Raw genomic sequence first — 25,654 nt, forward strand, 5'->3', positions numbered from 1 at the left:
TTCTCGATGTTCCCTGTCAATGCTGGTGCTTCCCGTGGCCTCGCGGCGGGGTGGAGGACCTTCTCGGCCGTGTGTGCTCTGGCGGTACTGGCCGCGCCACAGTGGGGGCATGCGGAGCCGCTCTGCGACCAGAACTGGGACGGTCGGACCCTCGTCATCCAGATTGGTGAGCGAAAGAATGATGGCACTCCGCTGGAGCCATATGACCCGCAGCAGCCGATGAAGCCCTACGAATTTGTTGGGGAGCGCCATCTCTTCCGAGATGAGGGGATGGTCTACCGGGCCGTGGGCAGGTTCCAGGACCGGGAGGAAGGTGAGGCGGCGTGGAAGAAGGTCTATACCGAGATGACCCATCTTTATACGGGCGCGTATCCCCCGATCCTCACTACCCCGGGGGCGTACCTGGTGACGGACTCGCCCACGTGCAAGATCAGCCGGAAGAACCCCGTCATCGATCCCGCCTCGTGGATATTGGAGAAGGGCGGAGTGCTGCTCGTGGGGGCCGAGTCAGAGTGCAAGAAAGGCCAGTTCACCAAGACCATCACCGTGGTGTCATGCGACGGGATGAAGAACCTGATGACCGACTCGGTGTCGGTTTCGTGCGACGCGGGACGGGTCAACTCCTGCATCTACCCCGTCGTGCCGGGGGTTTTCGCGTTCGAGCACTCCTATTCGGCGCCGGCCCAGGGCACGCAGGTTCGTCTGCGCGTCTACGACATCGCCAGGAAGAAGAAGCAGCTCCTCTCCATCGATGCGGGGCATGACGGCGGCCCGGAGACCGAGTTGATGAGCGTCGAGGACATCGACAAGGACGATGTCCCCGAGATCGTTCGCACCATCGCCGGTACCGGCGAGCGTACGTCGGTGCTCAAGTGGAGCAAGGGCAGGTTCTCCGAGGTGAAGGCGCGATGAGCCGTGCTCCGAGCTACAGCCATCAGGAGCCGACTCGCCTCTGCAGAACCCCTGAGGAGGTCGCGTCCCCGGACAACTACGGTCCTGAGAAGGTACCGAACGAGTTCAGGGGCCCTGACTCGTTCGAGAAGATTTCCAAGGTCTTCGGCAATCCCCTCCTCGAAAGCTTCAAGGAAAAACACATCGTCCCCGTGGAGTTGGTGGGCTTCGGTCCCCAGAAGGACAAGGTCCGGACGATCGACGTCAACCGCAAGCTGGCGCCTCTCTTCGCCGCGGCGTTCGAGAAGATCAAGGCCGCCAATCTGCCCTATGTGTTGCATGCCATCGGCGGTCATAACTTTCGCTATCAGCTGAACGACTCGGTCCGGGATGCCCTCATTCACCGTCCCGAATACGCGGAGCTGAGCACGCGGCCCGATTTCGCGGGCAGTTGGAACATCCAATGTGCCATGTACGATCTCTCGCACCAGACCTTCGACGAGATCATCCCGTACAAGAAAAGATTCGTGTCCAAGAAGACGTTGCTATCCAATCACTCATGGGGCAACGCCATCGACCTCAACGATGAGACGAATCTCTATAACCACGCCAAACCCTTCGACATGCCCCGAAGGATCGTGGAGATCATGGCGAGCTTCGGGTTCCGCTGGGGGGGCTACTACCACGACTACATGCACTTCGAGTACCTGCGCGCCAGCGTCGCCGGGCTGTCCGAGGAGGAGCCTCCGCAGGTGTTCTTCCCCTTCAACTCGGAGCAGAAGCGCGAGTCTCCGCTCAAGTACTTCTTCCTCAATGAGCGAGGGAAGGGCGGTTACTTCCCGCTAGGGCAGCAGCAGAACCTGCACGGTGGCGTGCATCTTGAGCCGGACTTGGCTGATTCCCTGGTGCCGGTCCAGGCGGCCATGCCCGGGTACATCGTGGCCGCGCGGCTCATGGCGCCGGGAGCGGGCGGAGACAATCCGGTTCTCCAGGAGGCCACGGAGGGCCGCCAACTGGGTTTCGTGCTGATCCGGCACGAACTGGCGGCGATCGAGGACAAGAAGGAGTCCGAGCAGGTCCATCCACTCTACAGCCTGTACATGCACCTGGCGTCCCCGACGTGGGGCGCGGCGGGTCAGCAGGAGTTCGAGAAGGCGCCCTGGCTCGCGTCCTTCCTGAAGATGCAGTTCGGTGCGGTGGTGGATCTCGACCCGAACAGCGCGGACGCTGGCAAGACCCTCTGGGCCGAGGCGAAGGTGGAGCCAGACGCGTCCTCCTTTCGGGTGCAGGGCCGTGCTCAACCCCTGCCCGCCATGCGTGGTGAGCGTATCATGGCCCTGGGCAAGCCCTGCCCCAAGGACGTCGAGGAAGCCATTGAGGCCTTCAAGGAGGGCTCCATCGTCACCTTTGACCGCCCTCTCTTCCCCGTGGCTGCGGGCGAGACGATTGGCTTCGTCACCGAAGGCGCTCCTGTAACCGATAAGCCGCCCAGGTATCTACACTGGGAGATGTTCTCCCTCGCGGGAGACAAGGATGGGATCAAGGTCCTCCTGAAGAAGTTGGGGAAGAGTACCTTGTTCAAGACGCACGAGGAGCACCTGCCGAACAACTTCCTGGAGATGCCTCCAGGCAACTCGGTGGATGGCAGCAACGAGGTCCAGCGCATCCTCGGGGAGACAGGAGTTCGGATCGTCGAGGAGTTGCTCAACGACAGATACGGCACGCGGCTGCAGCGGCACTTCAACGATGGTCGTGAGTTCTTTCAGGCTGGAGGCGCATCCGGGGGCGCCGGGTCGATACCCTTCTCCTATCCCTTCGAGATCGAGTTCTCGAACCCGCACGAGTACAAGGGCGAGCTGGGGAGTGGTTCCTGCGTCCTCGAGGTCACCTACAAGAAGGCGGGAGCCGCGCTTCCGGAAGCGCGGCGGGGGCAGCGCATCACCCTTACCCCGGACCAGAAGAAGGTCTCGCTGACCGTGCCCGCGGAGGCGGATGAGATCGTGCTCTGGTCGGAGCACTTCTTCCTCGATCAGCCCGTGGTCGTGAAGGTGGAGGAGGTGCGCTCCAAGCGGCTCGAGAGTCGCGAGGCCCTCTTCGAGCAAGCGGTGGCCCAGCGCTGGCGCAACCTCGTGTTGGACCATGTGAACGAGTGGACTCCGAAGGGGCTCGTCGAGCAACTCGATGCGCGCAAGGCGGCCGGGTATCTCGACGTGCCGGATGATGACGCCACGGCCTACGAGGAGCTGAAGAAACAGTACCTGCCGCTGAGCTGGTGGTCTCGACCGAAGAGTGCGCAGGACAAGTTCGGTGAGGTCCCGGTGTTGGGTGGTGACACCGGGAAGAGCCTCTTCGGTGCGGACGGGCATCTGCTGCCTGCGGACGCCAAGATCGTTTCCATGCACCCGGTCACGGCGTTGTGGCTCATCGATCTCCTGATCGAGAAGGAGGCCATTGCGTTCAAGAAGGCGTGGCCGCCTGTCACGCTCAAGCGCGACGAGAGCACCCAGCAACCGCTCTACCTGGGTCTGCTCTACAAGGAACTGCAACCGCTGGTCGGGATGGAGACGCTTCTCGTGCTGGTACAGCACGGCTACGGGACCACCGACGGCGCGAACGCAACCGATGTGACCTTCTGGTTGACCGCGAAAGGAGAGGGGGGCGGAGGACACGCACCGTTGGTGTTGTGCCGTGCGCCTTATAGCGAGGGAGTCGCCCTCGGGCGTCTTCGTTTCCCTTTCTGGGGACAGTGGGAGATGTACGCCGCCAACGGAGCGGAACAGCGCTTCGCGCCTGTCCAGACCGGGGTGACTGAACTCACTCTGCCCAAGCCTGAACTCTCGGGAGAGACCTTCGCGCTTGGCACGGGCAAGCCCGATCCCTCCGGCAAGCTCCGCACCCTCGCCACGGGCAGTTTCGTCATCCGTACGAACTGGCCCGCCGCCCTCGCCGGCTACATCGTGTTCGAGCACTGGCGGGTTCCCAAGGGCGGTCAGCCCGAGACGCCGACCTTCAGCAAGCTGGCGATCCCCGTCATCGCACAGAGGCCTCCCGAAGAGCGTGTGGAGGGGGGGCTGCGATATCGGGGCGAGTTCATCGTGGGCGTGGAGAAGGCGAAGCGCAATCCCAAGGTCACGGCTAGTTACACCTTCCGGGATTTCGTGAGCCACAAGACGCTGGGACCGGTCTTTAGAGGTGACGTGAAGGAGTTCAAGCTGGCGGTGCCCCTGGCACAGAGGCTCCAGGCGTTATGGGAGTTGTGCCGGCCCAAGAGTCGAAAGGAGAAGGCGCTCCACCTGACGGTGACGCGACTCATGGAAACAGGTCTCTCCCTGTTCGTTGCTCCCGCCTCTGGAGACCGTGCTGACCTCGACACCCTGACGGAGAAGCTGCCGTTGCTTCCCAGCAACGAGCTTTTCTCTGCCGACCGTATGGACGCCCAGGGCGCCATCCGGCTCACCTATACGCCGCCGCGCTCTTCCGGCCCGCTCGGCTTCGAGTTCGATCCGGGGCCCGTGTTGGGGCGGCTCGCCGCGCAAGTGCTCTCCCAGGAGGGCGACAGCCTCCACGTCCGTCCCCACTTCATCGCGCCCAACGGTGGGCACACGGTCCTGGCTGGGAAGGCCGCCGTGGACGGTCAGGCGGACCTGATCGAGGCCTCGGCCGAGGACATCAAGGCCGCCTGTGGCAATGACTTCCTCGAGCTCGTCGCGGACAAGAGCCTGCCCCCCGTGAGCCGCTTCGAGTTCGGCGACTATGAGATCAAGATGGGCCGCGGCAAGCTCATCACCGAGGTGCGCCTCCACGGCGGTATCCGCCAGTGGAACGCGGCGGGCCCCTCCATCAAGCTCAATGGTGGGGGAGAATCGAAGGGCGCCATCGTGGGCTCGGTGGTCAGGGCGGACTGGGAGCTGGTCAACAAGAAGAACGAGCTCCTCCCGGGCCGGTGGGGGGCGACGCTCGAGTTCTCCACCGGACTCGCCAACCCCAAGAAGGTGGCGACGCCTCCGCCCCCGGTGAGCTGGAAGATCGAGGTCAAGCCGATCCTCGATGAGCTCACGGTGGAGATAAAGAAGTCGGAGCTCCGGTTCGTGGGCAAGGCCCGCTGCATCCCCACGGATGTCGATCTCCAGATCGTCTGTGAGCGGATGATCCGGGCCGGCGTGGGGCAGGAGGCCTCCGTTCTCACCGGAGACCTGCCCGAGGATGGCGCCAGTGCGCAGCCGGTCGAGGACCTGTGGGAGGAGGATGCGCTCATCACCGGGTCCATCCGCTACACGGTCTCGGCCCGCGCCCACTTCGGGCGCTGCACGGAAGCGGGTGTCTTCGAGGCCTCTCTTCCCAAGGTCGCGCTCAAGAAGGACTCTGGGCCCTTCCGCTTCACCTGGCGCCCCCGGGTGGCCAGGGAAGGCGGCCCGCTCCTGATTCATGGCATCGCCGTCCAGGCGGCGTCCGCCCCTGTGGTCACCTCCTCGGACCTGGGATTCGTCAAATGAGCACCTCGCGGAGCAATGCAGGACAGCCCGTCGTTTCCTCCCAGGACGCCGTGCGGGATTCGGAGTCGACCCGTCTGAGCGCGGGATACCGCGCATCCGTCTCCCTCGTGCTCGTTCCTCGGACCGCCATCACGTTCCATGAGATGGACTCCTCGGCCGTGAGCAACCTCGCGAGCCCGAGCGAACTGCTCATCGACATCCCCATCCGTGGCCAGGGCAAGAACTTCAAGCCCGGCGACGTGCCGTGTGGGCTCACCTGGCTGGTGACGAGCGCGGGCAAGTCGGCGTCCTATCCCGTGGACGGCGCGGTGATGAAGGTCGCGCAGGACGGGAGTTTCCATGTCGAGGTCGCGGGTAAGACTCCCGTCATCGATGTGGTTGCCCATCGTCTGCTCGGCGAGGGCGTGGTCGGCTTCTCCCTCACGCCGGAATTTCCGCACGCGGAGACGGCCACCTTCCCGCCGTCCCTGCGGTTCAACAACACCTGTGCCATCCGCACGAAGCTCCCCAAGCCGGATGAGCTCCTCCTGGGCGCGATCGTGACCTTCTCGCCCGACTTCGGGTGGACCTTCAAGAAGGCGGAGCTCGAGCTGCGCGTCATCGAGGTGGATGACGGCTCGACCGAGATCGCGGCCGCGTCACCCCGGAGCGCCTTCTCCCATCGGTGGGAGGCGGGCAGCTGGTGGTCGGGTGACAGGGATTGGGCCATTGGCTTCACGGACGATACCTGTGAGCAGCTCGCGGACGTGGGCGAGGAGGAGGCCGGAAGCTATGAGTTCGGTTGGCAGCTCTGGGGCGCGAGCCGGGCGGGCGGCCCGCAGACGCTGCTGCTCGAGCAGCGGGAGTTCCTCCGGATCCCGAAGCCGAAGCTCGAGGACTTCAAGGTCGACCATGACAGGACGTGGGAAGGCACCTGGGAGGTGAGCGGGAAGATGACAGGCGTGGCTCCGCGAGCCCATCTCATGCTCGATGTGGCGCTGGTGGAGCCTGGGGCCGCCGCCGGCTCGGAGCCCCCGGACTACCGCGCCGCTCAGGTGCGGCTCGCCTTGCAGGAGGATGGGTCCTTCGAAGGTCACCTGGGAGAGCGGCACTGGCCCTGGACCGCCGATCCCCTGGCTCCCGCGGAGCCCACGCCCCCGGTTCCCCTGGTCGCTCCCCCTTCCGGGCCGCAGGCCTTCGCGATCCTCTCGCTTCCCGCCGCGGCGCGCGATGGCAAGCCAGGCCCCATGGCGGCCTACCTGGACTTCGATGAGGACAAGTTCTCCGCCTTCAAGGGGCAGGCGTTGTCCTGGGACCCGGATGCCGACTGGGTCTGCTCGGAGGAGGGGGTGACGCTGATGCAGCGGCCCCCGAAGCCCAAGCGACGCAAGTCGGGGCTCACCACGAGCCCGGCGCCGCCGGTCGAGGCAGGAGATCAGAAGACGGCCATCACCTTCGACGAGATGTGGCTCGACATCACCGCCTGGGAGGGGGTTGTCGCATATATGTATCGGGACACCGAGGGCCATGTGACGGTGGGGGCCGGCAACCTGCTCAGTCGTCTGGAGAAGACCTCTCCCAACGACAAGCTGGCGGCCAAGGGACTGCCCTTCATGAACATGGATACTGGCAAGCCGGCGACGGATGCGGAAATCGAGAAGGCTTTCCGTGGCGTCATGGAACTGCCCAAGGCCATGCGCGCCACGGAATATGCGCTGCGACCGACCATCGCGCTCACCGATCAGACCATCCGTGCTCTCGCCAAGGAACGACTCGAAGGGGAGTTCCTCCCCCACCTCCGGCGGTACTTCCCCGACTTCGACAGATATCCCCGCGCCGCCCGTCGCGGGCTGCTCGACATCGTCTACAACGTGGGGGTGGGCAAGTTCCCAGGAAAGGCAAACAAGCCGGGCAAGGAGTTCCTGTTCGACAACCTCACCAAGGCCGCGAGGGCTCGTAACTGGGCCGTTGCCGCGGAGAACTGTCACACCTCGGGCACGCCCGAGAACCGGAATGCCTGGCGCAAGGCGCTCTTCCTGCACGCTGTCACCGTCGAGGCGAAGAAGGCGTAGACACGCATGCGGAGGTCCTGCCTACGGGTGCTGCTCCAGCTCGCGCAGCTTGTCGATGATGACCTGCATGCGCGTGTGGTGCGAGCCGGCCCAGAACACGCGCCTGCACTCGGGGCACTGCTGGAAGCGGGTGAACGTGGCGTGCACGCGCTCGGGCACCCGGTCCCGCACTTCCTCGGGCGAGGCCGAGGCCAGCGACGCGTTACACGCGATGCACCGGGTGAAGGGGCGCATGTGTCCGGTGAGCCGGAAGCGCCGCACCACCTCCACGAGCTGCTCCGAGGGGTCCGTCTCGCGCGGGAAGTACCCGTGCACCACCTCGGAGCGCTTGAGCACGCCGATGTCCCGCGTGAGCAGGATGCGCTGCTCGTCATGGGAGAGCCGGGCGAGCACGTCGTCGGCGTAGTCGTTGCGCCACAGCGTGTCGAAGCCGAGCATGCGCAGCAGCCCCGAGAGCCGGCCGAGCCCCACGTCGAGCAGGAAGCGTGGCTCGGACAGCGGAGGCGGGCCCACGCGCACCAGCGGTGTCACGTCGATGGAGGAGAAGACGGGGTAGACGGCCAGCCGCTGTCCACCCTCGACCCGGTGCGAGAAGTCCACCGCCTGGTCCCCTACGAGCACCACGTCCACCTCGGGGTGGGGTGGTCCGAGTGACTCGATGAGATCCTTCACCGAGCACGGCCCCTTGAGCGTGTGGACGAACTCGACACCGCGCCGCTCGGGCGCGAGGAAGTCGTTGAGGGAGCCGTAGAAGCGGACCGTCACCTGCGACATGCGGGGCTCCACCGGGACGCCGTCAGGACGAGCGGCCGGTGAAGAAGCGGTGGACCTTCGGCACGACGCGTAGCACGCGCTCCAGCGGAGGCGTGAGGCCGAGCGTGGCGAAGATGCGCACCGGCTGGGTGACCTTGGCGGCCACGTACCCGCCACCGATGGCGCCCGTGGCGCCGCCAGCACCCTCGACCTGGAAGCCCAGGTGGATGGCCAGGGCGAAGCCCGCCCAGGAGCCGAAGAAGATGATGAAGTACACCCAGATGGCGAGCCGACCATAGTCGGCCATGAGCGACTTGAGGCGCTCCTTGAGGGGCGGCTTCGCCACCACGGCTCGTGGGGCGGGAGATTCGTTCGGATTCGGCGTCACAGGCGGCTCAACAGTCTGCATCATCCCCACCATGCCCCATTTCGAGGCACCCAGCGGGTCAACCCGCTGACTGCCCGGTTGCATTCCCGGCCCGGTTGTCAGGCCCCCAGGGGCAAGGTAGACCTGCGGGCCTCATGGTGCACCGCTTTCGCGTCCTGATCCTCGTGGGCCTCGCCACCCTCGCCGCCGACCAGGTGACCAAATACCTGGCCGTGTCGCGTCTGACGGAGGCGCTGGATGGTCGCGCCGGACTGGCGCGGGTGGAGGGCTTCTTCTCCGAGCAGAACCTGGACAACGACCCGCCCGTGGCGGGCGCGTATCGTCGGTCCACCCGGCCCTACCGTTTCATCGAGAACTACTGGCACTTCCGTTACGTGGAGAACCCGGGCGCCGCCTGGGGCCTCTTCGCCAACCTGCCCGAGTCCGTGCGCCGGCCCTTCTTCCACCTGGTGAGCCTGGTGGCGCTCGGCTTCATCTTCTTCATGTACGTGCGGCTCACCCCGGAGCAGCGGATGACGCGCTGGGCGCTGGCGCTCGTCACCGGAGGGGCGCTGGGCAACTTCGTGGACCGGTTGCTGCGCGGCTACGTCATCGACTTCATCGACTGGCACTGGCGCAACCAGCCCGGCATGCGCTGGCCCACCTTCAACGTGGCCGATGCCGCCATCTGCGTGGGGGTGGGGCTTCTCCTGCTGGACTCCCTGTTCGAGCGTAAGCCCGTGGAATCCGTGACGCCGGGGGGACAGGTGGTATAAGCCGCACCCGTGCCCCGCAAATATCTCATCCTGCTGACGGTGGCGCTCGGCGTCATCGTCCTCGACCAGTGGACGAAGTACCTCGTCGTCCGCGAGCTGACCACCCGCTTCGATGATCGGCCGACGTTCGGCGAGCGGCTGTCGGCCATGTACGGCGAGCCTCCGGCCCCGGGCTTCTCCGGACTGCACTACCGGCCCAAGCGCCACATCGAGGTCCTCCCGTCCTTCTTCCGCCTGCGCTACGCGGAGAACCCGGGGGCCGCCTGGGGCCTCTTCCGCGACCTGCCGCCCAACGTGCGTAGCTCGCTCTTCCACGTGGTGAGCATCGGCGCGGTGGTGCTCATCACCTGGTACTTCAGCCGGCTGAGCGGCACGGACCCCAAGGAGCGCTGGGCGCTGTGGGGCCTGCCCCTGGTGCTCGGCGGGGCCATCGGCAACTACATCGACCGGATCGCCCGGGCCTTCGTCATCGATTTCCTCGAGGCCCATTGGTACGACAAGGCGGCCTGGCCGTCCTTCAACGTCGCGGACTCGGCCATCGTGGTGGGCGTGGGGTTGCTCATGGTGGACGCCTTCGTGCGCAAGGAGACGCCCAAGCAGCAGGAGAAGTCGGCCGAGGCCCGTCCCTGACGTCGGGTCGCTCCCCCTCCCGGCGGCCCGGCTCCGGTGCCGCCTCCCCCCACCTTCGAGGGCCCGTGAACGGGTAACGTGCACGGCCTCGCTCGTTCACGGTGCCTGCCCATGCTTCCCCTTCTCGTCCACTTCACCTTCACGGCCCTGTGGTCCCAACTCCTGCTGTACGCCGTGGCGCTCGCCGCCGTGGCGTACATCGCCTACAACGGCTGGCGTAACGCCGAGGGGACGCCCGGAGCCAGGGGCGAGAAGCCCGCGGCGCCCACGTCCGGGCAGCGGATGACGCGCGCTCTCTCCTATGGGGCCTTCGCGGCGGCCCTCGCGTGGTTCGGCCTGCGCTACGCGCTGCCCGCGAGCGCCATCCCGGGAGGAAAGGGCGAGGGCATCCCCGTCCACACCTACGGCGTGCTGCTGGCCACCGGGTTCATCACCGCGGCGTCCGTGGCGGCGCGGCTGGCCCAGGAGGAGTGGCGCAAGCTCACGTGGGTGCCGGATGCCCAGGGAGGCGGTCAGTGGGTGGACACCGAGGGCCCTCGCAAGCGCGAGGCGATCCTCGACCTGTCCTTCTACGTGCTGGTGGGCGGCCTCGTGGGCAGCCGCGTCCTCTTCGTGCTCGTCAACTGGCAGGACTACGCGCGCGACTGGACGCAGGTCTTCTCGCTGGGCGGCGGGCTCGTCTTCTACGGTGGCCTCATCGGCGCGGCCCTGGCGGCCTGGTACTTCGCGCGCAAGAACGGCATGGACTTCCTGCGCCTGGCGGACGTGGCCATCCCCACGGTGTCGCTCGGCCAGTGCCTGGGGCGGCTGGGGTGCTTCTCCGCCGGCTGCTGCTGGGGGGACGTCACCGCGGCCGGCTCGCGCTTCATGGCCCACTTCCCCGGCTCCGGGCTGGCCAGGGACCTCTTCGGACGGCTCGGGGGCACCTCCAGCCTCGCCTTCCAGTCGCAGGCGCAGGACCACCGCTACGTGGTGGAGGCCACCGGGGAAATCCTGCATCACGCGGCTCCTGGCGCGGTGCGCATCTCCGAGTGGGTGGCCCAGCACGGCACCACGCTGCCGGTGTACCCCACGCAAATCTACGAGTCCGTGGGTCAGCTCGTCCTCTTCCTGGCGCTGCTGTACGCCCGGCGCTTCCGGCGCTTCCACGGGCAGATCTTCGCCCTGTGGCTGATGTGCTACGCGGTGCTGCGCACCTCGGTGGAGCTGTTCCGGGGCGACGTCGAGCGCGGCACCCTGAATGGCCTGTTGCGCTCCCTGGGCGCCTCGGGGCTGGCCGACGCGGTGCCCCTGGAGGCCTGGTACAACATCTCCACCAGCCAGTTCATCTCCCTGTGTATGTTCACCTTTGGCGCTACTTTGCTGTACCGGCGGATCCGCCAGGCAAGCGAGGCGCCTGGCGTGGGTCCGACACCGAGCCCGGCATGAGGTTGATCCCAGGTCGCGTCTTGGGGACACTCTGAGAGCCCATGTCGTACGAGCCCTCGAAATCGAAGACCGGCGCCTCGGCGAAGTCCTCCGCCCGGCTGGCCGCTGCCACCAGCGACACGAAGTCCGGCATGCCCACGAAGTCGGGCAGCGAGCAGGCCTTCCAGGAGTGCGACGCCATCGAAGCGGAACTGGCCGCGTTGAAGGTGACCTACGAGCAGTACTTCCTGGGGATGGAGCGCGTACCGCCCACGCGCCAGTACGAGGACCTCAAGAAGCGGGTGGAGCGGCTCAAGAGCAGCTTCGTGCGCAATACCGCGGCCAAGTTCCGCGTGCAGTCCATCCACGGCAAGTTCGTCACCTACGAGCGGCTGTGGCAGCGCACGCTGCTGGAAATCGAGAACGGCACCTACAAGCGCGACCTCGTCAAGGCGAAGCGCCGCGTCGAGAAGCAGAAGAAGCCAGACGCCAACAGGTCCCGCTCCCAGGAAGTGGTGGAGCTGCCCGACGAGGACTTCGACGTGGAGGAGGTGTCGGGGTCGGTGCCCTTCCGGGGCGTGCCGTCGGTGGCGCCGCTGGTGCCGTCGGTCGCCCCGTTGGTGCCGTCGGTGGCGCCGCTGGTGCCGTCGGTGGCGCCCGTGACGCCGCCCCGGGGCACGGGCGTCCCGTCGATTCCTTCCGTCGCGCCGCTGGTGCCGTCGGTGGCGCCCGTGGTGCCGCGCGTCGCGCCCGTGACTCCCGCGATTCCGCCCGTGGCCCCCGTGGCGGCTCGTCCGCCCGCGGCTCCCAGGCCCGCGGCGCCGCGTCCCGCCTCGGCGAGCGGCCCCACCCAGCTCTCCGACGACAACCTGAAGTCCGTCTACAACGCGTACGTCGCCGCCAAGCGCCGCAACAACGAGGACACGTCGAAGATGAGCTACGACTCCATCGCCGCCTCGCTGCGCAAGCAGGTGCCGGAGCTGATGAAGCAGCACGGCGCGAAGTCGGTGGAGTTCAAGGTCGTCATCAAGGACGGCAAGGCCGTGCTCAAGGCCGTCCCGAAGTAAGAGCGTGCGCGGATGAACCAGAACCTCGAGGCGCTCAAGGCGCGGGTGAGCCAGCTGTCGGTGATGATCTTCGACATCGACGGCACGCTCACCGACGGGCGCATCTTCTGGGTACCCAACTCGGGCTGGACGCAGATGTACAGCGTGCGCGACGGCATGGGCATCAAGCGGCTGCAGGAGGCGGGGCTGGAGGTGGCGGCCATCTCCGGCGGTGACAGCCTCTCGGCGCAGATGCGGATGCAGTCGCTGGGCCTCAAGCACGTGCACTTCGGCAGCCAGGACAAGGTGGCCCACTTCGAGAAGCTGCTGGCGCTCTTGAACGTGACGGCGGACCGGTGTGGGTACATGGGCGACGAGCTGGTGGACCTGCCGCTGCTCAAGGCGGTGGGGTTCTCCGCGGCACCCCCCGAGGCTCCGGACGAGGTCCGTTCACAAGTGCACTACGTGGCGCAGCGGCCGGCGGGCTTCGGCGCGGCGCGCGAGGTGTGTGAGTTCATTTTGCGTCATCGGCAGGCCCCCTGAGGGCCGCCGGGGACGGGCCCGGCGTCATTTCTTGAAATCCGTTGAATGAAGAAGGTGTCAATCCGCGCCAGCGGAGGTTGTGCCGGTGGGGGGAGCTTCTTAGTTTCCGCCACGCGTCGAGGCCCCGCCTGACGCTCGTGGACGTGGACTGGCACATGCACCGGACTTCGAGGTGGGCGATGGCAGGAGGGACGCGGAGGTGGGGGCTCGGGCTCGTGGCCGTGCTGTGTCTGGCGAGCGGCTGCGTGGAGCCCCCCGAGGACGCGGAGGCCCGCCTCGCGGAGCTGCAGGCCGAGGAAGAGCTCATGGACGAGGCGCTCGACGAGGTGGAGACGCGGCTGCTCGGCAACCAGGCCATGATGCACCTGTGGGCGGAGCTGGGACGGCGGCACCAGGAGGTGTCGGCCATCCAGTGCCGCGTGTCGGACGAGCACCTGATGGGGATGGCGAAGCACTACGCGCGCATGGAGGAGAAGGCGCGCCGCATCAAGAAGAGCCGCAGCATGGCCGCGGTGGACTCCACGGTGCTCACCTCGGGCAAGCGGGAGCCGCTGAGCAACAACTAACCCCGCGGCCGGGCGGACGGGCGCCGGCTTCCGTGACGAAGCGTCCGATTCCGGATACAACGCCGGGCCGTGAGAACCCGGATTGGAGCACTCGTCCTTGCTGTCGTGGCCGGGCTCGCCGGCTGCGGCACCTCTCCTCCTCCCGAGGAGTGTGGTCAGAAGCAGTTGACCGACGGCCAGGGGAGCGTCTACCGCTGTATCGCTTCCGAGGACTGTCCTCGTTCCTCGGGCGTGACGCTGTGCGTCAGCGATACCGACGTCCTGGATGCGTGCATCCGATGCCTGGATACCGAGTGTGTCCGTGTCTTCCCGGAGGCCTGCTAGTGCGGCGCCTGACGCTCCTCCTGGCCCTCGCGCTCGCCCCGGGCTGCACCCGCGACGGCGCCACCGACCACATGCAACGCGCGCGCGACTCCATCTTCGAGAAGCGCCCCGAAGAGGCGCTCGTGGAGTACCGCAAGGCACTGGATGAGCTGCGCAGGGATGAGTCCGCGCAGGCCCAGGTGCTCAAGGCCCGTGCCCTCAAGGGCGCCGCGGACGTGTACTGGCTCGAGCTGCGCAAGGTGAAGGAGGCGGTGAGCGTCTACAAGGAGCTCATCGCCCAGTGTCCCGAATCGCCCGAGGCGCTGGAAGCCCGCGTGGTGCTCGCCGAGCTGCTGCGCGTGCACTTCCGCGACCTGCGCGGCGCCATCGATCAGCTCACCGCCGCGCTGGCTCGCAACCCGCCCCAGGGCGCCGAGCTGCACTACCAGGTGGCCAAGCTGTACTTCGAGCTGCAGGACTACCAGCAGTGCGTGCTGGAGACGCGCAAGCTGACGGAGCGCTTCGCCACCAGCGCCTTCGTGGATGACTCCATCTTCCTGCAGGCCCAGGCGCTGCACATGCAGGCCGTGCATCTGCCGACCAGCATGGCCGAGGTGCAGCGCTACCGCCAGGAGGCCTCGCGCACGTACGCGGACCTCATCACGCGCTTCCCGGACTCGGAGCTGGCGCCCCACGCCGCCTTCGAGATGGGGAAGATCAAGGCCGAGTCCGGGGACAACGAGAAGGCCATCGAGACGTGGGTCCAGGCGCTGAAGAACCACCCGGACCCCGCCATGGTGCAGGACGCCATCGCCCGGGCCCGCCGCCGCATCGCCGCGACGACGCCGGAGCATCTCGACCGCAAGGCCGCCTTCAGCCGAGGCCCCGCTCCCACTCCCCGCAAGAAACACCGCAACTCGGTGGAGGCGGTGGGCGGCTCGGCCGAGGAAGCCGCCCGCGACTACGGCGACTGACACGCCGCTGCTCCCTCTCCCGAGGGGAGAGGGGAAGGGGTCGCGGTTTTCCCCGGGGTCACGCCGGGACGCCCTCCAGCACGGTCTCGAAGAGAGGGGCGGCTCGGGCCGGGTCATCCGCGTCCGCCACGAGCAGCAGGTGGATGCGGCCGCGCTCCACCCTCGCGTCCACGCCCTCCAGCTTCACCTTCGCGTCCACCCCGTCGAGGAACATCGGCGAGCCGTCCGGGGCCAGCACGCCCACCGCCGAGCCCATCACCGTGCCATCCGCGTAGGCATCACGGGTGTCCTCGGCGGCGGCGGTGAAGACGATGCGGCCGTCCGGTAGGGGCGCGGCGTCCGTGAAGGACAGGCGCACGTTGCCCGAGCGGCCCAGCTCCCAGCGGCGCACGGTGCGCACCACGTCCGGCTGCAGGGGCTCGCCCGCCTCCAGCGTGCGCAGCACCCGGCCCGCGTCCAGGTCCACCACCGCGTCCGCTCCCTGGTCCCCGGTGCCTCGGTTGAGCAGGCGCAGGCGGGGGCCGGACACCGCCGCGCCCTCCACGTTGAGCGGCCCCAGCTCCCGGGTGAGCTGCGTGTAGAGGCTGGTGAAGTCCACCTCGCGCACCGGGCCGGCGAGGCTCCCGTCCGCCGCGAGCGGCACCAGCACTCCCTTCATCCGCACCGACGTGCTCCCCGAGGGCACCGCCAGTAGCGCCCCGTGTGGCGCGTCCGCGAGCGCGCCGAGCAGGCAGAGCGCCTCCAGGTCCGGCTTGAGCGCCTTGCGCGCCTTCGGCTCCAGCGGGAGCTCGCCCGGGAAGAGGCGCAGGAGCTGGCCGGGCGCATCGCCCTCGAGCGGGAAGGTGGCCAGGAAGAGCGAGTCGTCCGCGACGACGTGCAACCAATTGCCCGTGCGCACCAGCCCACTCGCGGCGGACACGTGGGCATGGCCGCCCGGAGTCTCGGGCGCTTGCAGGGTCAGGTTCCGGCGCTGGGTGAGTCGGAGCATGGGACGCAAGATTACATCTCCGAGCACTCCGGCCCAGGCCGAGGCGCCGTCGTGTACTCCCGGCGAGCCGCTCTTCGCGCCAACGACTGCTCATCGGCGGGACGATGGAAGGGCTCATGCTCCTGGACGTGGTGCGGCCAGCGGCGTGATTTGATGGGTTTTCAACATCTCTCCCTCGCGCCCCTGCTCGCGCGGGGAGCGGGCTGGGGTGGGGGCCTTCCCCCCGGATACCCCCACCCCAGCGCTCGTCACGGCAACCCGGTGACAGCATGCTTTCGGGCGCGGGAACGTATAAAACCACCGTCGCGGATAGTTCACCTACTCCCGATAATCCGTAAAACCAGGAAGTGGCGGCGCGGTGTAGACGAATGCATCGCGGGAATCAAGTCGCCAGCCGGCTGGTGATGAAGGCTGAAACCGGTGGGCACACACGCCGCGTGTTATGGAGCGCACATGAACCACTCGCAGAGCAAGGCCCTCTTCTCCCGAGCGCAGGAGCGAATTCCCGGTGGAGTGAACTCCCCGGTGCGTGCCTTCCGGGGCGTCGGCGGTGAGCCCGTCTTCTTCAAGGAAGGCGCGGGCGCGTGGCTGACGGACGTGGATGACAACCGGTACGTGGACCTGGTGGGGAGTTGGGGTCCGCTCATCCTGGGACATGCCTATCCGCCCATCGTGGAGGCCGTCGTCGAGGCGGCGCGCCGGGGCACCACCTTCGGAGCGCCCACGGATCTGGAAGTGCAGTTCGCCGAGCAGATCTGCGCCACGGTGCCGAGCGTGGAGAAGGTGCGGCTGGTCTCCAGCGGCACGGAGGCCACGGTGGCGGCGGTGCGGCTGGCGCGCGGCTTCACGGGCCGCAACTACATCCTCAAGTTCGAGGGCTGCTTCCACGGCGCGGGAGACCCGTTCCTGGTGAAGGCGGGCAGCGGCGTGGAGACGCTGGGGCTGCCGGACTCGCCGGGCGTGCCCAAGGAGGTGGCGAGCCTCACGCTGACGGCGCCCTTCAACGACCTGGGCGCGGTGGAGCGCCTGTTCGCGCAGCGGGCGCAGGACATCGCGTGCGCCATCATCGAGCCGGTGGTGGGCAACATGGGCGTGCTCATCCCCGAGGAGGGCTACCTGCAGGGCCTCCAGGCGCTGTGCCGCGCGCACGGGGTGCTCTTCGTCCTGGACGAGGTGATGACGGGCTTCCGGCTGGCCCGCGGCGGCGCGCAGGAGGTGTACGGCCTGCGTCCGGACCTGACCACGTTCGGCAAGGTGATCGGCGGCGGCATGCCGCTGGCGGCCTACGGCGGGCGGCGCGACATCATGTCGAAGATTGCTCCCGAGGGGCCGGTGTACCAGTCGGGCACGCTGTCGGGGAATCCGGTGGCGGTGGCCGCGGGCATCGCGAGCCTCCAGGCCCTGCGCGCCCCGGGCGTGTACGAGCGCCTGGACTTCGTCGGCCGGGAAATCGAGGCGGGCCTGCGCGCGGAGGCGAAGGAGGCCAACGTCCCCGTCACCATCAACCGCGTGGGCAGCATGTTCACCGTCTTCTTCACCGAGGGGCCGGTGTACGACTACCCGAGCGCGAAGAAGAGCGACACGGCGCGCTACGGCCGCTTCTTCCACCAGATGTTGGAGGAGGGCGTGTACCTGCCGCCGAGCCAGTTCGAGGCGGCGTTCCTCTCGCTGTCCATCAACGAGCCCGAGGTGGCGCACATCCTCCGGGCGGCCCGCAAGGCATTCCGCTCGCTTGGACAAGGGGCCTGAGCAGGAGGCGTCGAGGCCGGGGTCCATCCCCTTCGGCCCCTACACCCTGGTGCGGCGCATCGGGTACGGGGGGATGGGAGAGGTGTTCCTCGCGCGCGAGGAGGGGCCGGGCCGCGCCTGCGTGGTGAAGAAGGTGCTGCCCTCGCTGGCGGGGAACGCGCAGTTCCTCGCCCGCTTCCGGGACGAGGCGCGGGTGGTGCGGCGCCTGGCCCATCCCAACATCGCCCGCGTGTGGGCCATGGGCGAGGTGGCCGGAGAGCTCTACCTCGCCATGGAGTACGTGGAGGGCAAGACGCTCAACCGGCTCGCGTGGCGGCTGCGCAACCGGGGCCGGGTGCTGCCCGTGGCGCTGGTGCTGCTCATCGGCGAGCGGATGTGCCAGGGCCTGACGTACGCGCACGACGCGACGGACGAGTACGGCCAGCCGCTGCACCTGGTGCACCGCGACCTGTCGCCGGCCAACGTGTGCATCTCCTACGCGGGCGAGGTGAAGATCATCGACTTCGGCGCGGCGCAGTCCACGCTGAAGCAGGCGCAGACGGCGCCGAGCGTGGTGATGGGCAGCATCTCGTACATGGCGCCGGAGCAGGCGCGAAAGAAGCCCGTGGACCGGCGGGCGGACGTGTACGCCACGGGCGTGGTGCTCTGGGAGTTGCTCGCCTGGCAGCCGCTGGCGCAGCGGGGAGACGTCTCCGAGCGGTGGAAGCGCGCGGCGTACCCTCAATGGGAGCCGCCGGGCCGGCACCGGGCGGGCCTGCCACCGGAGGTGGACGCGGTGGTGCTCCAGGCGCTGGCCACCGAGCCCGAGGCGCGCTTCCAGGACGCGGCGGCGTTCGGGGAGGCGCTCCGGGCCCTGCGGGAGAAGTTCGCGCCCAACGTGGGGGAGGCGGATCTGGCGCGGCTGATGGGGCAGGCCTTCGCGAAGGAGAAGGCGGTGGAGGATGGCGTGCTCGCGGAGCTGCTGCGAGGAGGGGCCGGGCCCCGGGCGCCCCTCACCGACAAGGAGCTGTCCTCCTTCGCGCCTCCCACCGCGCTGGCCTTCGAGCACCGGGCGCTCGATGCCCCCGCGGACTTCGTGCCCTCCGCGGAGGTCGAACTGGTGGAGGAGGCGAAGCCGGAGACGCCGGGCTCCGCCGGGACGCGGGCCCTGCTGACTCCGCGCTCGCGCGAGGTGCGGATGGCCTTCGACGTGGACGTCACCGGTGAGGCCGCCGTGGCGCGGCAGGGCGAGGTGTCCTCGCTGGTGCTGGCCATCGAGGAGGGCGGAGAGGGCGCCGCCATTGCTCCGGTGGACGGAACATCCCGGAAGGGGTGGCTCGCCGCGGGGCTGTTCCTCGTCGCGCTCGCGATGGGCTTCCTGGTGGTGTGGCTGCTGGGCTGAGGCACGCCCGTTCAGCCCGTCTGCTCCGACGGGTAAGTGGAACGATTCGAAAACCGTGCCAGCACCGGCCGCGGGAATTTCACTCCCGGCCCGGCGGCTATCGTCCAGCAGGGTGCTCCGCGTGGAAGTGAACACACGAAAGCAGGTCCACGTCACAGGTGGATTTCGACCCACGAGTGCCCCCCTGCCCATGTGTTACAGGCGGAGCCCAGGAGGCTTTCGTTGACCACTCGTATCCACGAGATCTTGAAGAAGTATTCCTCCGAGCTACTCACTGAGTGGCTCGCCGCCATTGTCACCAGCGGGGTTCGCCGTGACGCGCTGATGAAGGAAGCCGAGCTGCGCGAGCAGTGCTCCGAGTTCCTCCGGCTCCTCATCCAGGCCACCGAGTCCGGCAACCTCACCGACATCACCACCTCCGGGTACGCGGGCGTGCGGGAGATGCTGGATCGGCTGTCGCGCTCGCGCAGCCTGCAGGGCTTCTCCCCGTCGGAGACGGCCATCTTCATCTTCAGCCTCAAGCAGCCCCTGTTCGACCGGCTGCGCCGCGAACTTGCCGAACAGCCGCAGTCGGTGGTGGACGAGATGTGGAGCGCCACCTCCCTGCTGGACAAGCTGGGCCTCTACACCACGGAAGTGCACCAGCGCACGCGCGAGGAGGTCATCGTCCGCCAGCAGCAGGAGATGATGGAGCTGTCCACTCCCGTGGTGCAGCTGTGGGACCGCATCGTCTGCCTGCCGCTCATCGGCACGCTGGACAGCGGGCGCACCCAGACGGTGATGGAGACGCTGCTGCAGCGGATTGTCGAGACGGGCGCGGAGATCGCCATCATCGACATCACCGGCGTGCCCACCGTGGACACCCTCACCGCCCAGCACCTCATCAAGACGGTGACGGCCACCCGGCTGATGGGCGCCGAGTGCGTCATCAGCGGCATCCGGCCGCAGATTGCCCAGACCATCGTTCACCTGGGCGTGGACCTGGCTGGCGTGGTGACCAAGTCCAGCGTGGCGGGGGCCTTCAACTGGGCGCTCAAGCGCCTCAGCCAGTCCGTCACGAGCTCGGGCGCTCGCAACGCGGTGGGAAAGGTCTAGGCGGAGCTTTCTCATGGAGCGCATTCCCATCCTCCGCATGGGCAAGGTCCTGCTGGTCACCATCCAGGTGGACATGCACGACCAGCTCGCGGTGACCCTGCAGGATGACTTGACCTCGAAGATCGTCGAGACCGGCGCTCGCGGCGTGCTCATCGACATCTCCTCGCTGGAGGTGGTGGACTCCTTCATCGGACGCATCCTCGGCAACATCGCCAACATGTCGCGCGTGCTGGACGCGCAGACGGTGGTGGTGGGCATGCAGCCAGCGGTGGCCATCACCCTGGTGGAGCTGGGGATGTCCCTGCCCGGTATCCGCACCGCCCTCAACGTCGAGAAGGGCATGGCGCTGTTGCAGGCCTCCATGGAGGCGGACGAGGCGGAGCTCGAGGTCCCGGATGCAAGTCTTGAGGACTGAGGTGATGCCGATCCGCTCCTCGCAGGACCTGGTGCTCGTGCGTCAGGCCGTGCGAACGTGGTCGGCCGAGCTCAAGTTCAGTCTCGTGGAACAGACCAAGATGGTGACCGCCGCCAGTGAGCTGGCGCGCAACACGTTGGATTACGGCAAGGGCGGGCAGGTGACCCTGGCGGTGGTCCAGGAAGGCATCCGCCGCGGGCTGCGGCTGTCCTTCGAGGACCAGGGGCCGGGTATTCCCGACGTCGAGCTGGCGATGCGCGATGGGTATACCTCGGGTGGCGGCATGGGGCTCGGGCTGGGGGGCGCCAGGCGGCTCGTGAACGAGTTCGACATCGTCTCCAAAGTAGGGGAGGGGACCCGGGTCACGGTGACACGATGGAAGTGAGCTCCACGGCGATTGCGGTCACGGAGAGCAGTCAGGCGGGGCATGCGCGCCGGACGGCCTCGGCGCTGGCGGCTCGCCTGGGGTTCAGCGAGGAGGATCAGGGCAAGGTCGCCATCGTGGTGAGCGAGGCGGCCAAGAACCTGGTCGCCCATGCGCGCGAGGGGCAGATCCTCCTGCGCACGCTCCACGCCGGCTCCCACGTGGGCGTGGAGATGCTCGCGCTGGACAAGGGGCCGGGCATGGTGGACGTGGAGCGCTGTCTGCGTGACGGCTACTCCACCGCCGGCACAGGGGGCTCGGGCCTGGGCGCCATGCGGCGCATGTCCTGTTTGTTCGACATCTACTCCCAACCCGGCGTGGGGACGGTGGTGCTGGCCCGGCTGTGGTCCGGCAAGCCTCCTCCGGAGGACGGCCTGGACGTGGGCGTGGTGTGCGTGCCGAAGACGGGCGAGGAGGTGTGCGGTGACTCCTGGGCGGTGGACCGCAAGGACGGCCGCCTGGTCTTCCTCGTCGCGGATGGCCTGGGTCATGGGCCCGAGGCGGCACGGGCCTCGCGCGCGGCGGTGGTGTCCTTCCTCGAGCAGGGCTCGAGCGACGTGGTGGAGCTGCTGCGCGGCGCGCACCAGGAGCTGCACAGCACCCGGGGCGCGGCGGTGGCGCTCACCGCGCTGGACGGGGCGCGGCTCCACTTCTCCGGCGTGGGCAACATCGCCGCGGCCGTGGTGTCGCCAGAGGGTGGCATCCAGCGGATGGTCTCCATGAACGGGACGCTGGGGCACCAGACGCACCGCATGCAGCAGTTCAGCTACACGTGGAACCAGGGGGACACCCTGGTGATGTGCTCGGACGGGCTGGCCACGCAGTGGCGGGTGGATGCCTATCCCGGGCTGCTCGCCCGGCATCCAGGCGTGGTGGCCGGGGTGTTGTTCCGGGACTTCTCCCGAGGGCGCGACGACGCGACGGTGCTGGTGGCGCGGGAGACCTCCCGGAGAGGCATGCCTTGAGCGCCTCCATCTTCCAGGCCGAGCTGCGCACCGGACAGGACGTGGTGAACACCCGGCAGCGGGGGCGGCACATCGCCCAGGCCCTGGGCTTCGATGGACAGGATCAGGTGCGCATCGCCACCGCCATCTCCGAGGTGGCGCGGCTCGCCGCCTCCGAGGCCAATGGCCACATCGAGTTCCTGTTGGAGGACTCGCCGGAGCCCTCCCTGGTCGTGCGGGTGCTCGCCCCGAACTCCAACCACGGGCTCGTCGCGGGCAGCACGCCGGACACGCTCCGGCCGGGGCCCGCGCTCGCTCCCGCGCAGCGGCTGATGGACCGGATGGCGCTGCGGCCGGGCGGGGATGGCCGGCTCCTGCTGGAGATGGCCCAGCGTCTGCCGCACGCCTCGCCCTCGTCCCTGGTGGTGCAGTCGCTCCGGCAGGAGCTGGAGCGCAATCGGCGGGACAGCGCCGCGGACGAGCTGCAGCGGCAGAACGAGGAGCTGCTGCGCACGCTGGAGGAGCTGCACGCGCGCAAGGCCGAGGTGGAGCGGCTCAACCGCGAGCTGGAGGAGACCAACCGCGGCGTGGTGGCTCTCTACGCCGAGCTGGAGGAGAAGGCCGAGGCGCTGCGCCGCGCCTCGGACATGAAGACGCGCTTCATCTCCAACGTCAGCCACGAGCTGCGCACGCCCATCAGCTCCGTGCTCAACCTCTCGCGGCTGATGTTGGACCGCATCGACGGGCCGCTCAACGCCGAGCAGGAGAAGCAGCTCCTCTTCATCCGCAAGTCCGGCGAGGCCCTGCAGGAGCTCATCGACGACCTGCTGGACCTGGCGAAGATCGAATCCGGCCGCTCGGAGGTGCTGTGCGCGAGCTTCTCCGTGACGGAGCTGTTCGGCGCGCTGCGCGGGATGCTCCGGCCGCTGCGCGTGAACGAGGGCGTGTCGCTCGTCTTCGATGAGCCCCCGGAGATGCCGGAGCTGCACACCGACGAGCGGAAGCTCTCCCAGATTCTGCGCAACCTCGTCTCCAACGCGCTCAAGTTCACCCACCGTGGCGAGGTGCGGGTGTCGGTGGCCCCCGGCCCCGATGACACGGTGGTGTTCTCGGTGAGCGACACCGGCGTGGGCATCGCCCCCGAGGACCAGGAGCGCATCTTCGAGGAATTCGTCCAGGTGGAGGGCCCCCACCAGCAGGGGGTGAAGGGGACGGGGCTGGGGCTGCCTCTGTCACGGCGCCTGGCGGAGCTGCTGGGCGGCTCGCTCACCGTGGAGAGCCAGCCGGGCAAGGGCAGCACCTTCCATGCGACGGTGTCCCGCGACTACACCCAACGGCAGCGGGCCGCGGGGGAAGAGGAGGGCGCCTCCCAGACGTTGGAGGCGGATGGTTCGCACGCCCGCACGGTGCTCATCATCGACGACGATGAGGTCGCTCGCTACCTGCTCCAGCGGCTGTTGGGGGACACCTCCCTCCAGTTCCGCGAGGCGGCGTCGGGTCCGGAGGGGCTGCGTCTGGCAGGCGAGGTGCGGCCGGCCGCCATCCTCCTGGACATGTCGCTGCCGGGGATGGATGGCTTCGAGGTGTTGGAGGCCCTGCGGCGCGAGCAGGCCACCCGGAACATCCCGGTCGTCATCCATACCAGCCGCTCGCTGACGGAGCAGGAGCGCGGGCAGCTGCTTCCCCACGTGGTGGGTATCCTCTCCAAGAGTGGGCTCACGCGGGAGACGGCGTTCGAAATGGTACAAAAGGCGCTTTCCGGCCCGGGTCACCGACCTGGGGGCCTCTCCCGCCAGCCCTGAGCGCCACCCCACCTTCTTCCTTCCTTCGCGAGTATTCGCGAGTCACCTTGAGGAGACCGCAGCGTGTCTCAAAGGGAACCCATCCTCCTCAACATCAACGACAACGACGCCAATCGCTATGCCGTCACGCGCATGCTGCGGGCGGCGGGCTTCCAGGTGTTGGAGGGGGGCACCGGGGCCGAGGCACTCCGCTTGACCGCCGAGGCGCGGCCGGACCTGGTCATCCTGGACGTGAAGCTGCCGGACCTCAATGGCATCGAGGTCTGCCGGCGGCTGAAGGCGGACCCTCGCACGGCGGGCATCGCCGTGCTGCACCTGTCGGCCAACTACATCCGCACCGAGAACAAGGTGGAGGGGTTGGAGAGCGGGGCGGATGGCTACCTGACGCAGCCGGTGGACTCGGCGGAGCTGTTGGCCACGGTGCGCTCGTTGCTGCGCATGCGCCAGGCGGAGGAGGAGGCACGCGCCGCGGCGCTGCAGTGGAAGACGACCTTCGACTCACTGGGAGACGGGGTGTGTCTGTTGGACCGGGGCGGGCGGGTGATGCGCGCCAACCGGGCCTTCGTGTCCCTGTTGGGACTGTCCGATGAGCGGGTGTTGGGGCGGCCCTTCGAGGAGTTGATGCGGGCGGCGTCGGACACCGAGGCCGCGCTGCCTCCGTGCTGCGGGGCGGTGCTGGCCTGCCTCGGGGAGGCCGAGGTGTGCCTGCGGGCGCGCTGGTACCGCGTGGCGGCCAATCCGGTGGAGGAGGGCGCCGGGGGCACGGTGGTGGGGGCGGTGCGCATCCTCACGGACATCACCCACCGCCGCGAGCTGGAGGACGCGCTGCGGCAGCGGGCGGCGGACCTGGCGGAGTCGGACCGGCGCAAGGACGAGTTCCTGGCGATGCTGGCGCACGAGCTGCGCAACCCCCTGGCGGCCATCGTCAACGCGCTGCACCTGGCGGAGGCCACGCAGCCGGAGGGCTCCGAGTCCAAGGCGATGCGGGTGATGGTGCGGCAGAGCCAGCACATGGCGCGCATGGTGGATGATCTGCTGGACGTGTCGCGCTTCAACCGCGGCCACATCGAGCTGCGGCGGGCGCCGGTGGATCTGCGACAGGTGGTGCAGCACAGCGTGGACGCACGCCGGCGGTCGCTCGAGGAGAAGGGGCTGCACCTGGAGGTGTCGTTTCCCGCGGCCTCGGAGAGCCTGTGGCTCAACGGGGATGGCACGCGGCTGGAGCAGGTGGTCTCCAACCTGCTGGACAACGCGAGGAAGTACACCGAGCCCGGAGGCCACGTCTTCGTCGGGGTGATGGTGGAGCGCCACGGCAAGGAGCGTCAGGCGGTGCTGCGCGTGCGGGACACGGGCATCGGCATGAGCCCGGAGCTGATGGCTCGCGTGTTCGAGCTCTTCGTCCAGGCCGAGCAGCAGCTGGACCGCTCCCGGGGCGGACTGGGCATCGGGCTGACGCTGGTGCGGCGCCTGGTGGAGCTGCACGGTGGCACGGTGTCGGTGCACAGCGAGGGCGAGGGCAAGGGCAGCGAGCTCGTGGTGCGCCTGCCGTTGGAGGCCGCCCAGGAGGAGGCCGCCCAGGAGGAGGCCGCCCAGGAGGCGGCCGCGTCCGAGCCCGCCGAGGTGAAGCCGGAGAAGTCCGAGGACTCCTCGGTGCGGCGGGTGCTGCTGGTGGAGGACAACGAGGACACGCGCGAGGTGCTGCGCGAGCTGGTGGAGATGTGGGGCCACCGGGTGGAGGTGGCGGAGGACGGCTTCAAGGGCGTCCAGCTCTTCTCCTCGCTGCGGCCGCACGTCGCGCTGGTGGACCTGGGACTGCCGGGGATGGATGGCTTCCAGGTGGCGCGCAGGATTCGCGAGAGCGAGGGCGGCCAGGACGTCTTCCTGGTGGCGCTCACGGGCTACAGCGGCGATCACCGGACGCTGGCGGTGGAGGCGGGCTTCAACCTGCACATGGTGAAGCCGGTGAATCCGGACGAGCTGGAGCGGTTGTTGGAGCAGCTCCCCACCGTGGAGCGGCACCCCACCGCCTGAGCTCGTCCGGCCCCGGCTCGCCGGT

At 68.3% G+C, this 25,654-nt stretch carries 22 protein-coding genes; 19 read left to right on the forward strand and 3 right to left on the reverse strand.

Annotated elements, in window-relative coordinates:
* Window positions 1–69: 69 nt before the first annotated feature.
* The 3 genes from JQX13_RS18215 to JQX13_RS18225 are packed head-to-tail and all read left to right on the forward strand — an operon-like array spanning window position 70 to window position 7,435.
* Window positions 70–912, forward strand: a complete 843-nt coding sequence (locus JQX13_RS18215; RefSeq protein ID WP_239014846.1) for a hypothetical protein — start codon at window positions 70–72, stop codon at window positions 910–912.
* Window positions 909–5,384 (forward strand): M15 family metallopeptidase, encoded by a 4,476-nt coding sequence (locus JQX13_RS18220; RefSeq protein WP_203410250.1) that lies wholly within the window; start codon window positions 909–911, stop codon window positions 5,382–5,384. The genes JQX13_RS18215 and JQX13_RS18220 overlap by 4 nt, the downstream gene beginning before the upstream one ends.
* Window positions 5,381–7,435 carry a hypothetical protein gene (locus JQX13_RS18225; RefSeq protein ID WP_203410251.1) on the forward strand — a complete coding sequence of 685 codons (2,055 nt, stop codon included), beginning with the start codon at window positions 5,381–5,383 and terminating at the stop codon, window positions 7,433–7,435. The genes JQX13_RS18220 and JQX13_RS18225 overlap by 4 nt, the downstream gene beginning before the upstream one ends.
* Window positions 7,436–7,456: 21 nt before the next feature.
* Here the strand turns inward: JQX13_RS18225 and JQX13_RS18230 are convergent, their stop codons facing one another.
* Both JQX13_RS18230 and JQX13_RS18235 read right to left on the reverse strand, forming a co-directional pair.
* Window positions 7,457–8,209 (reverse strand): Mut7-C RNAse domain-containing protein, encoded by a 753-nt coding sequence (locus JQX13_RS18230; protein WP_203410252.1) that lies wholly within the window; start codon window positions 8,207–8,209, stop codon window positions 7,457–7,459.
* A 22-nt stretch (window positions 8,210–8,231) separates the two neighbouring features.
* Window positions 8,232–8,534, reverse strand: a complete 303-nt coding sequence (locus tag JQX13_RS18235) for a hypothetical protein (protein ID WP_203410253.1) — start codon at window positions 8,532–8,534, stop codon at window positions 8,232–8,234.
* Window positions 8,535–8,710: 176 nt separating this feature from the next.
* On the opposite strand from JQX13_RS18235, the gene lspA (JQX13_RS18240) reads away from it, so the two are divergent.
* The 8 genes from lspA (JQX13_RS18240) to JQX13_RS18275 all read left to right on the forward strand — a co-directional run bounded on the left by lspA (JQX13_RS18240) (window position 8,711) and on the right by JQX13_RS18275 (window position 14,800).
* The gene (gene lspA / locus JQX13_RS18240) at window positions 8,711–9,331 is read left to right on the forward strand and encodes a signal peptidase II (protein WP_203410254.1); all 621 of its coding nucleotides are present in this window, start codon (window positions 8,711–8,713) and stop codon (window positions 9,329–9,331) included.
* Window positions 9,332–9,340: 9 nt separating this feature from the next.
* The gene (gene lspA, locus JQX13_RS18245) at window positions 9,341–9,961 is read left to right on the forward strand and encodes a signal peptidase II (RefSeq protein WP_203410255.1); all 621 of its coding nucleotides are present in this window, start codon (window positions 9,341–9,343) and stop codon (window positions 9,959–9,961) included.
* Between the two features lie 111 nt (window positions 9,962–10,072).
* On the forward strand, window positions 10,073–11,389 hold the full coding sequence (locus JQX13_RS18250; protein WP_203410256.1) for a prolipoprotein diacylglyceryl transferase: 1,317 nt from the start codon (window positions 10,073–10,075) through the stop codon (window positions 11,387–11,389).
* 41 nt (window positions 11,390–11,430) lie between these two features.
* Window positions 11,431–12,435, forward strand: coding sequence for an MXAN_5187 C-terminal domain-containing protein (locus JQX13_RS55420; protein ID WP_203410257.1), 1,005 nt, complete (start codon window positions 11,431–11,433; stop codon window positions 12,433–12,435).
* Between the two features lie 12 nt (window positions 12,436–12,447).
* The gene (locus JQX13_RS18260) at window positions 12,448–12,957 is read left to right on the forward strand and encodes a KdsC family phosphatase (RefSeq protein ID WP_203410258.1); all 510 of its coding nucleotides are present in this window, start codon (window positions 12,448–12,450) and stop codon (window positions 12,955–12,957) included.
* Window positions 12,958–13,136: 179 nt separating this feature from the next.
* Window positions 13,137–13,523, forward strand: a complete 387-nt coding sequence (locus JQX13_RS18265; RefSeq protein ID WP_203410259.1) for a hypothetical protein — start codon at window positions 13,137–13,139, stop codon at window positions 13,521–13,523.
* A gap of 69 nt (window positions 13,524–13,592) precedes the next feature.
* The gene (locus tag JQX13_RS18270; protein ID WP_203412662.1) at window positions 13,593–13,847 is read left to right on the forward strand and encodes a hypothetical protein; all 255 of its coding nucleotides are present in this window, start codon (window positions 13,593–13,595) and stop codon (window positions 13,845–13,847) included.
* Window positions 13,847–14,800: a tetratricopeptide repeat protein gene (locus tag JQX13_RS18275; RefSeq protein WP_203410260.1), complete on the forward strand. Its 954-nt coding sequence runs from the start codon at window positions 13,847–13,849 to the stop codon at window positions 14,798–14,800. The genes JQX13_RS18270 and JQX13_RS18275 overlap by 1 nt, the downstream gene beginning before the upstream one ends.
* A gap of 58 nt (window positions 14,801–14,858) precedes the next feature.
* Here JQX13_RS18275 and JQX13_RS18280 read toward each other — a convergent pair whose 3' ends face one another.
* Window positions 14,859–15,788 carry a DUF6929 family protein gene (locus JQX13_RS18280; RefSeq protein ID WP_203412077.1) on the reverse strand — a complete coding sequence of 310 codons (930 nt, stop codon included), beginning with the start codon at window positions 15,786–15,788 and terminating at the stop codon, window positions 14,859–14,861.
* 453 nt (window positions 15,789–16,241) lie between these two features.
* Here JQX13_RS18280 and hemL point away from each other — a divergent pair, with 453 nt between their 5' ends.
* From hemL to JQX13_RS18320, 8 genes are all read left to right on the forward strand, one after another.
* Window positions 16,242–17,537, forward strand: a complete 1,296-nt coding sequence (gene hemL / locus JQX13_RS18285) for a glutamate-1-semialdehyde 2,1-aminomutase (RefSeq protein ID WP_203410261.1) — start codon at window positions 16,242–16,244, stop codon at window positions 17,535–17,537.
* Window positions 17,521–18,918 (forward strand): serine/threonine protein kinase, encoded by a 1,398-nt coding sequence (locus JQX13_RS55425; protein ID WP_275425003.1) that lies wholly within the window; start codon window positions 17,521–17,523, stop codon window positions 18,916–18,918. The genes hemL and JQX13_RS55425 overlap by 17 nt, the downstream gene beginning before the upstream one ends.
* A gap of 222 nt (window positions 18,919–19,140) precedes the next feature.
* The gene (locus JQX13_RS18295; RefSeq protein ID WP_203410262.1) at window positions 19,141–20,013 is read left to right on the forward strand and encodes an STAS domain-containing protein; all 873 of its coding nucleotides are present in this window, start codon (window positions 19,141–19,143) and stop codon (window positions 20,011–20,013) included.
* A gap of 13 nt (window positions 20,014–20,026) precedes the next feature.
* Window positions 20,027–20,428 (forward strand): STAS domain-containing protein, encoded by a 402-nt coding sequence (locus JQX13_RS18300; RefSeq protein ID WP_203410263.1) that lies wholly within the window; start codon window positions 20,027–20,029, stop codon window positions 20,426–20,428.
* 4 nt (window positions 20,429–20,432) lie between these two features.
* Complete coding sequence (locus JQX13_RS18305) at window positions 20,433–20,813, forward strand: anti-sigma regulatory factor (RefSeq protein WP_203410264.1); 381 nt, start codon at window positions 20,433–20,435, stop codon at window positions 20,811–20,813.
* Window positions 20,804–21,817 (forward strand): ATP-binding SpoIIE family protein phosphatase, encoded by a 1,014-nt coding sequence (locus JQX13_RS18310; protein ID WP_239014848.1) that lies wholly within the window; start codon window positions 20,804–20,806, stop codon window positions 21,815–21,817. The genes JQX13_RS18305 and JQX13_RS18310 overlap by 10 nt, the downstream gene beginning before the upstream one ends.
* On the forward strand, window positions 21,814–23,598 hold the full coding sequence (locus JQX13_RS18315) for an ATP-binding protein (protein ID WP_203410265.1): 1,785 nt from the start codon (window positions 21,814–21,816) through the stop codon (window positions 23,596–23,598). Before JQX13_RS18310 ends, JQX13_RS18315 begins: the two co-directional genes overlap by 4 nt.
* 63 nt (window positions 23,599–23,661) lie before the next feature.
* The gene (locus tag JQX13_RS18320) at window positions 23,662–25,629 is read left to right on the forward strand and encodes a hybrid sensor histidine kinase/response regulator (RefSeq protein ID WP_203410266.1); all 1,968 of its coding nucleotides are present in this window, start codon (window positions 23,662–23,664) and stop codon (window positions 25,627–25,629) included.
* The last annotated feature ends 25 nt before the right edge of the window (window positions 25,630–25,654 follow it).

This window comes from Archangium violaceum, assembly GCF_016859125.1.
Classification (GTDB): Bacteria; Myxococcota; Myxococcia; order Myxococcales; family Myxococcaceae; genus Archangium; species Archangium violaceum_A.

What these genes read in the sequence shown, in the direction of transcription:
- JQX13_RS18220 (WP_203410250.1), top strand. Translation starts at nt 909, where the DNA reads ATGAGCCGTGCTCCGAGCTACAGCCATCAGGAGCCGACTCGCCTCTGC.
- JQX13_RS18225 (WP_203410251.1), top strand. Translation starts at nt 5,381, where the DNA reads ATGAGCACCTCGCGGAGCAATGCAGGACAGCCCGTCGTTTCCTCCCAG.
- JQX13_RS18230 (WP_203410252.1), bottom strand. Translation starts at nt 8,209, where the DNA reads ATGTCGCAGGTGACGGTCCGCTTCTACGGCTCCCTCAACGACTTCCTC.
- lspA (WP_203410254.1), top strand. Translation starts at nt 8,711, where the DNA reads ATGGTGCACCGCTTTCGCGTCCTGATCCTCGTGGGCCTCGCCACCCTC.
- JQX13_RS18250 (WP_203410256.1), top strand. Translation starts at nt 10,073, where the DNA reads ATGCTTCCCCTTCTCGTCCACTTCACCTTCACGGCCCTGTGGTCCCAA.
- JQX13_RS55420 (WP_203410257.1), top strand. Translation starts at nt 11,431, where the DNA reads ATGTCGTACGAGCCCTCGAAATCGAAGACCGGCGCCTCGGCGAAGTCC.
- JQX13_RS18260 (WP_203410258.1), top strand. Translation starts at nt 12,448, where the DNA reads ATGAACCAGAACCTCGAGGCGCTCAAGGCGCGGGTGAGCCAGCTGTCG.
- JQX13_RS18265 (WP_203410259.1), top strand. Translation starts at nt 13,137, where the DNA reads ATGGCAGGAGGGACGCGGAGGTGGGGGCTCGGGCTCGTGGCCGTGCTG.
- JQX13_RS18280 (WP_203412077.1), bottom strand. Translation starts at nt 15,788, where the DNA reads ATGCTCCGACTCACCCAGCGCCGGAACCTGACCCTGCAAGCGCCCGAG.
- hemL (WP_203410261.1), top strand. Translation starts at nt 16,242, where the DNA reads ATGAACCACTCGCAGAGCAAGGCCCTCTTCTCCCGAGCGCAGGAGCGA.
- JQX13_RS18300 (WP_203410263.1), top strand. Translation starts at nt 20,027, where the DNA reads ATGGAGCGCATTCCCATCCTCCGCATGGGCAAGGTCCTGCTGGTCACC.
- JQX13_RS18305 (WP_203410264.1), top strand. Translation starts at nt 20,433, where the DNA reads ATGCCGATCCGCTCCTCGCAGGACCTGGTGCTCGTGCGTCAGGCCGTG.
- JQX13_RS18310 (WP_239014848.1), top strand. Translation starts at nt 20,804, where the DNA reads ATGGAAGTGAGCTCCACGGCGATTGCGGTCACGGAGAGCAGTCAGGCG.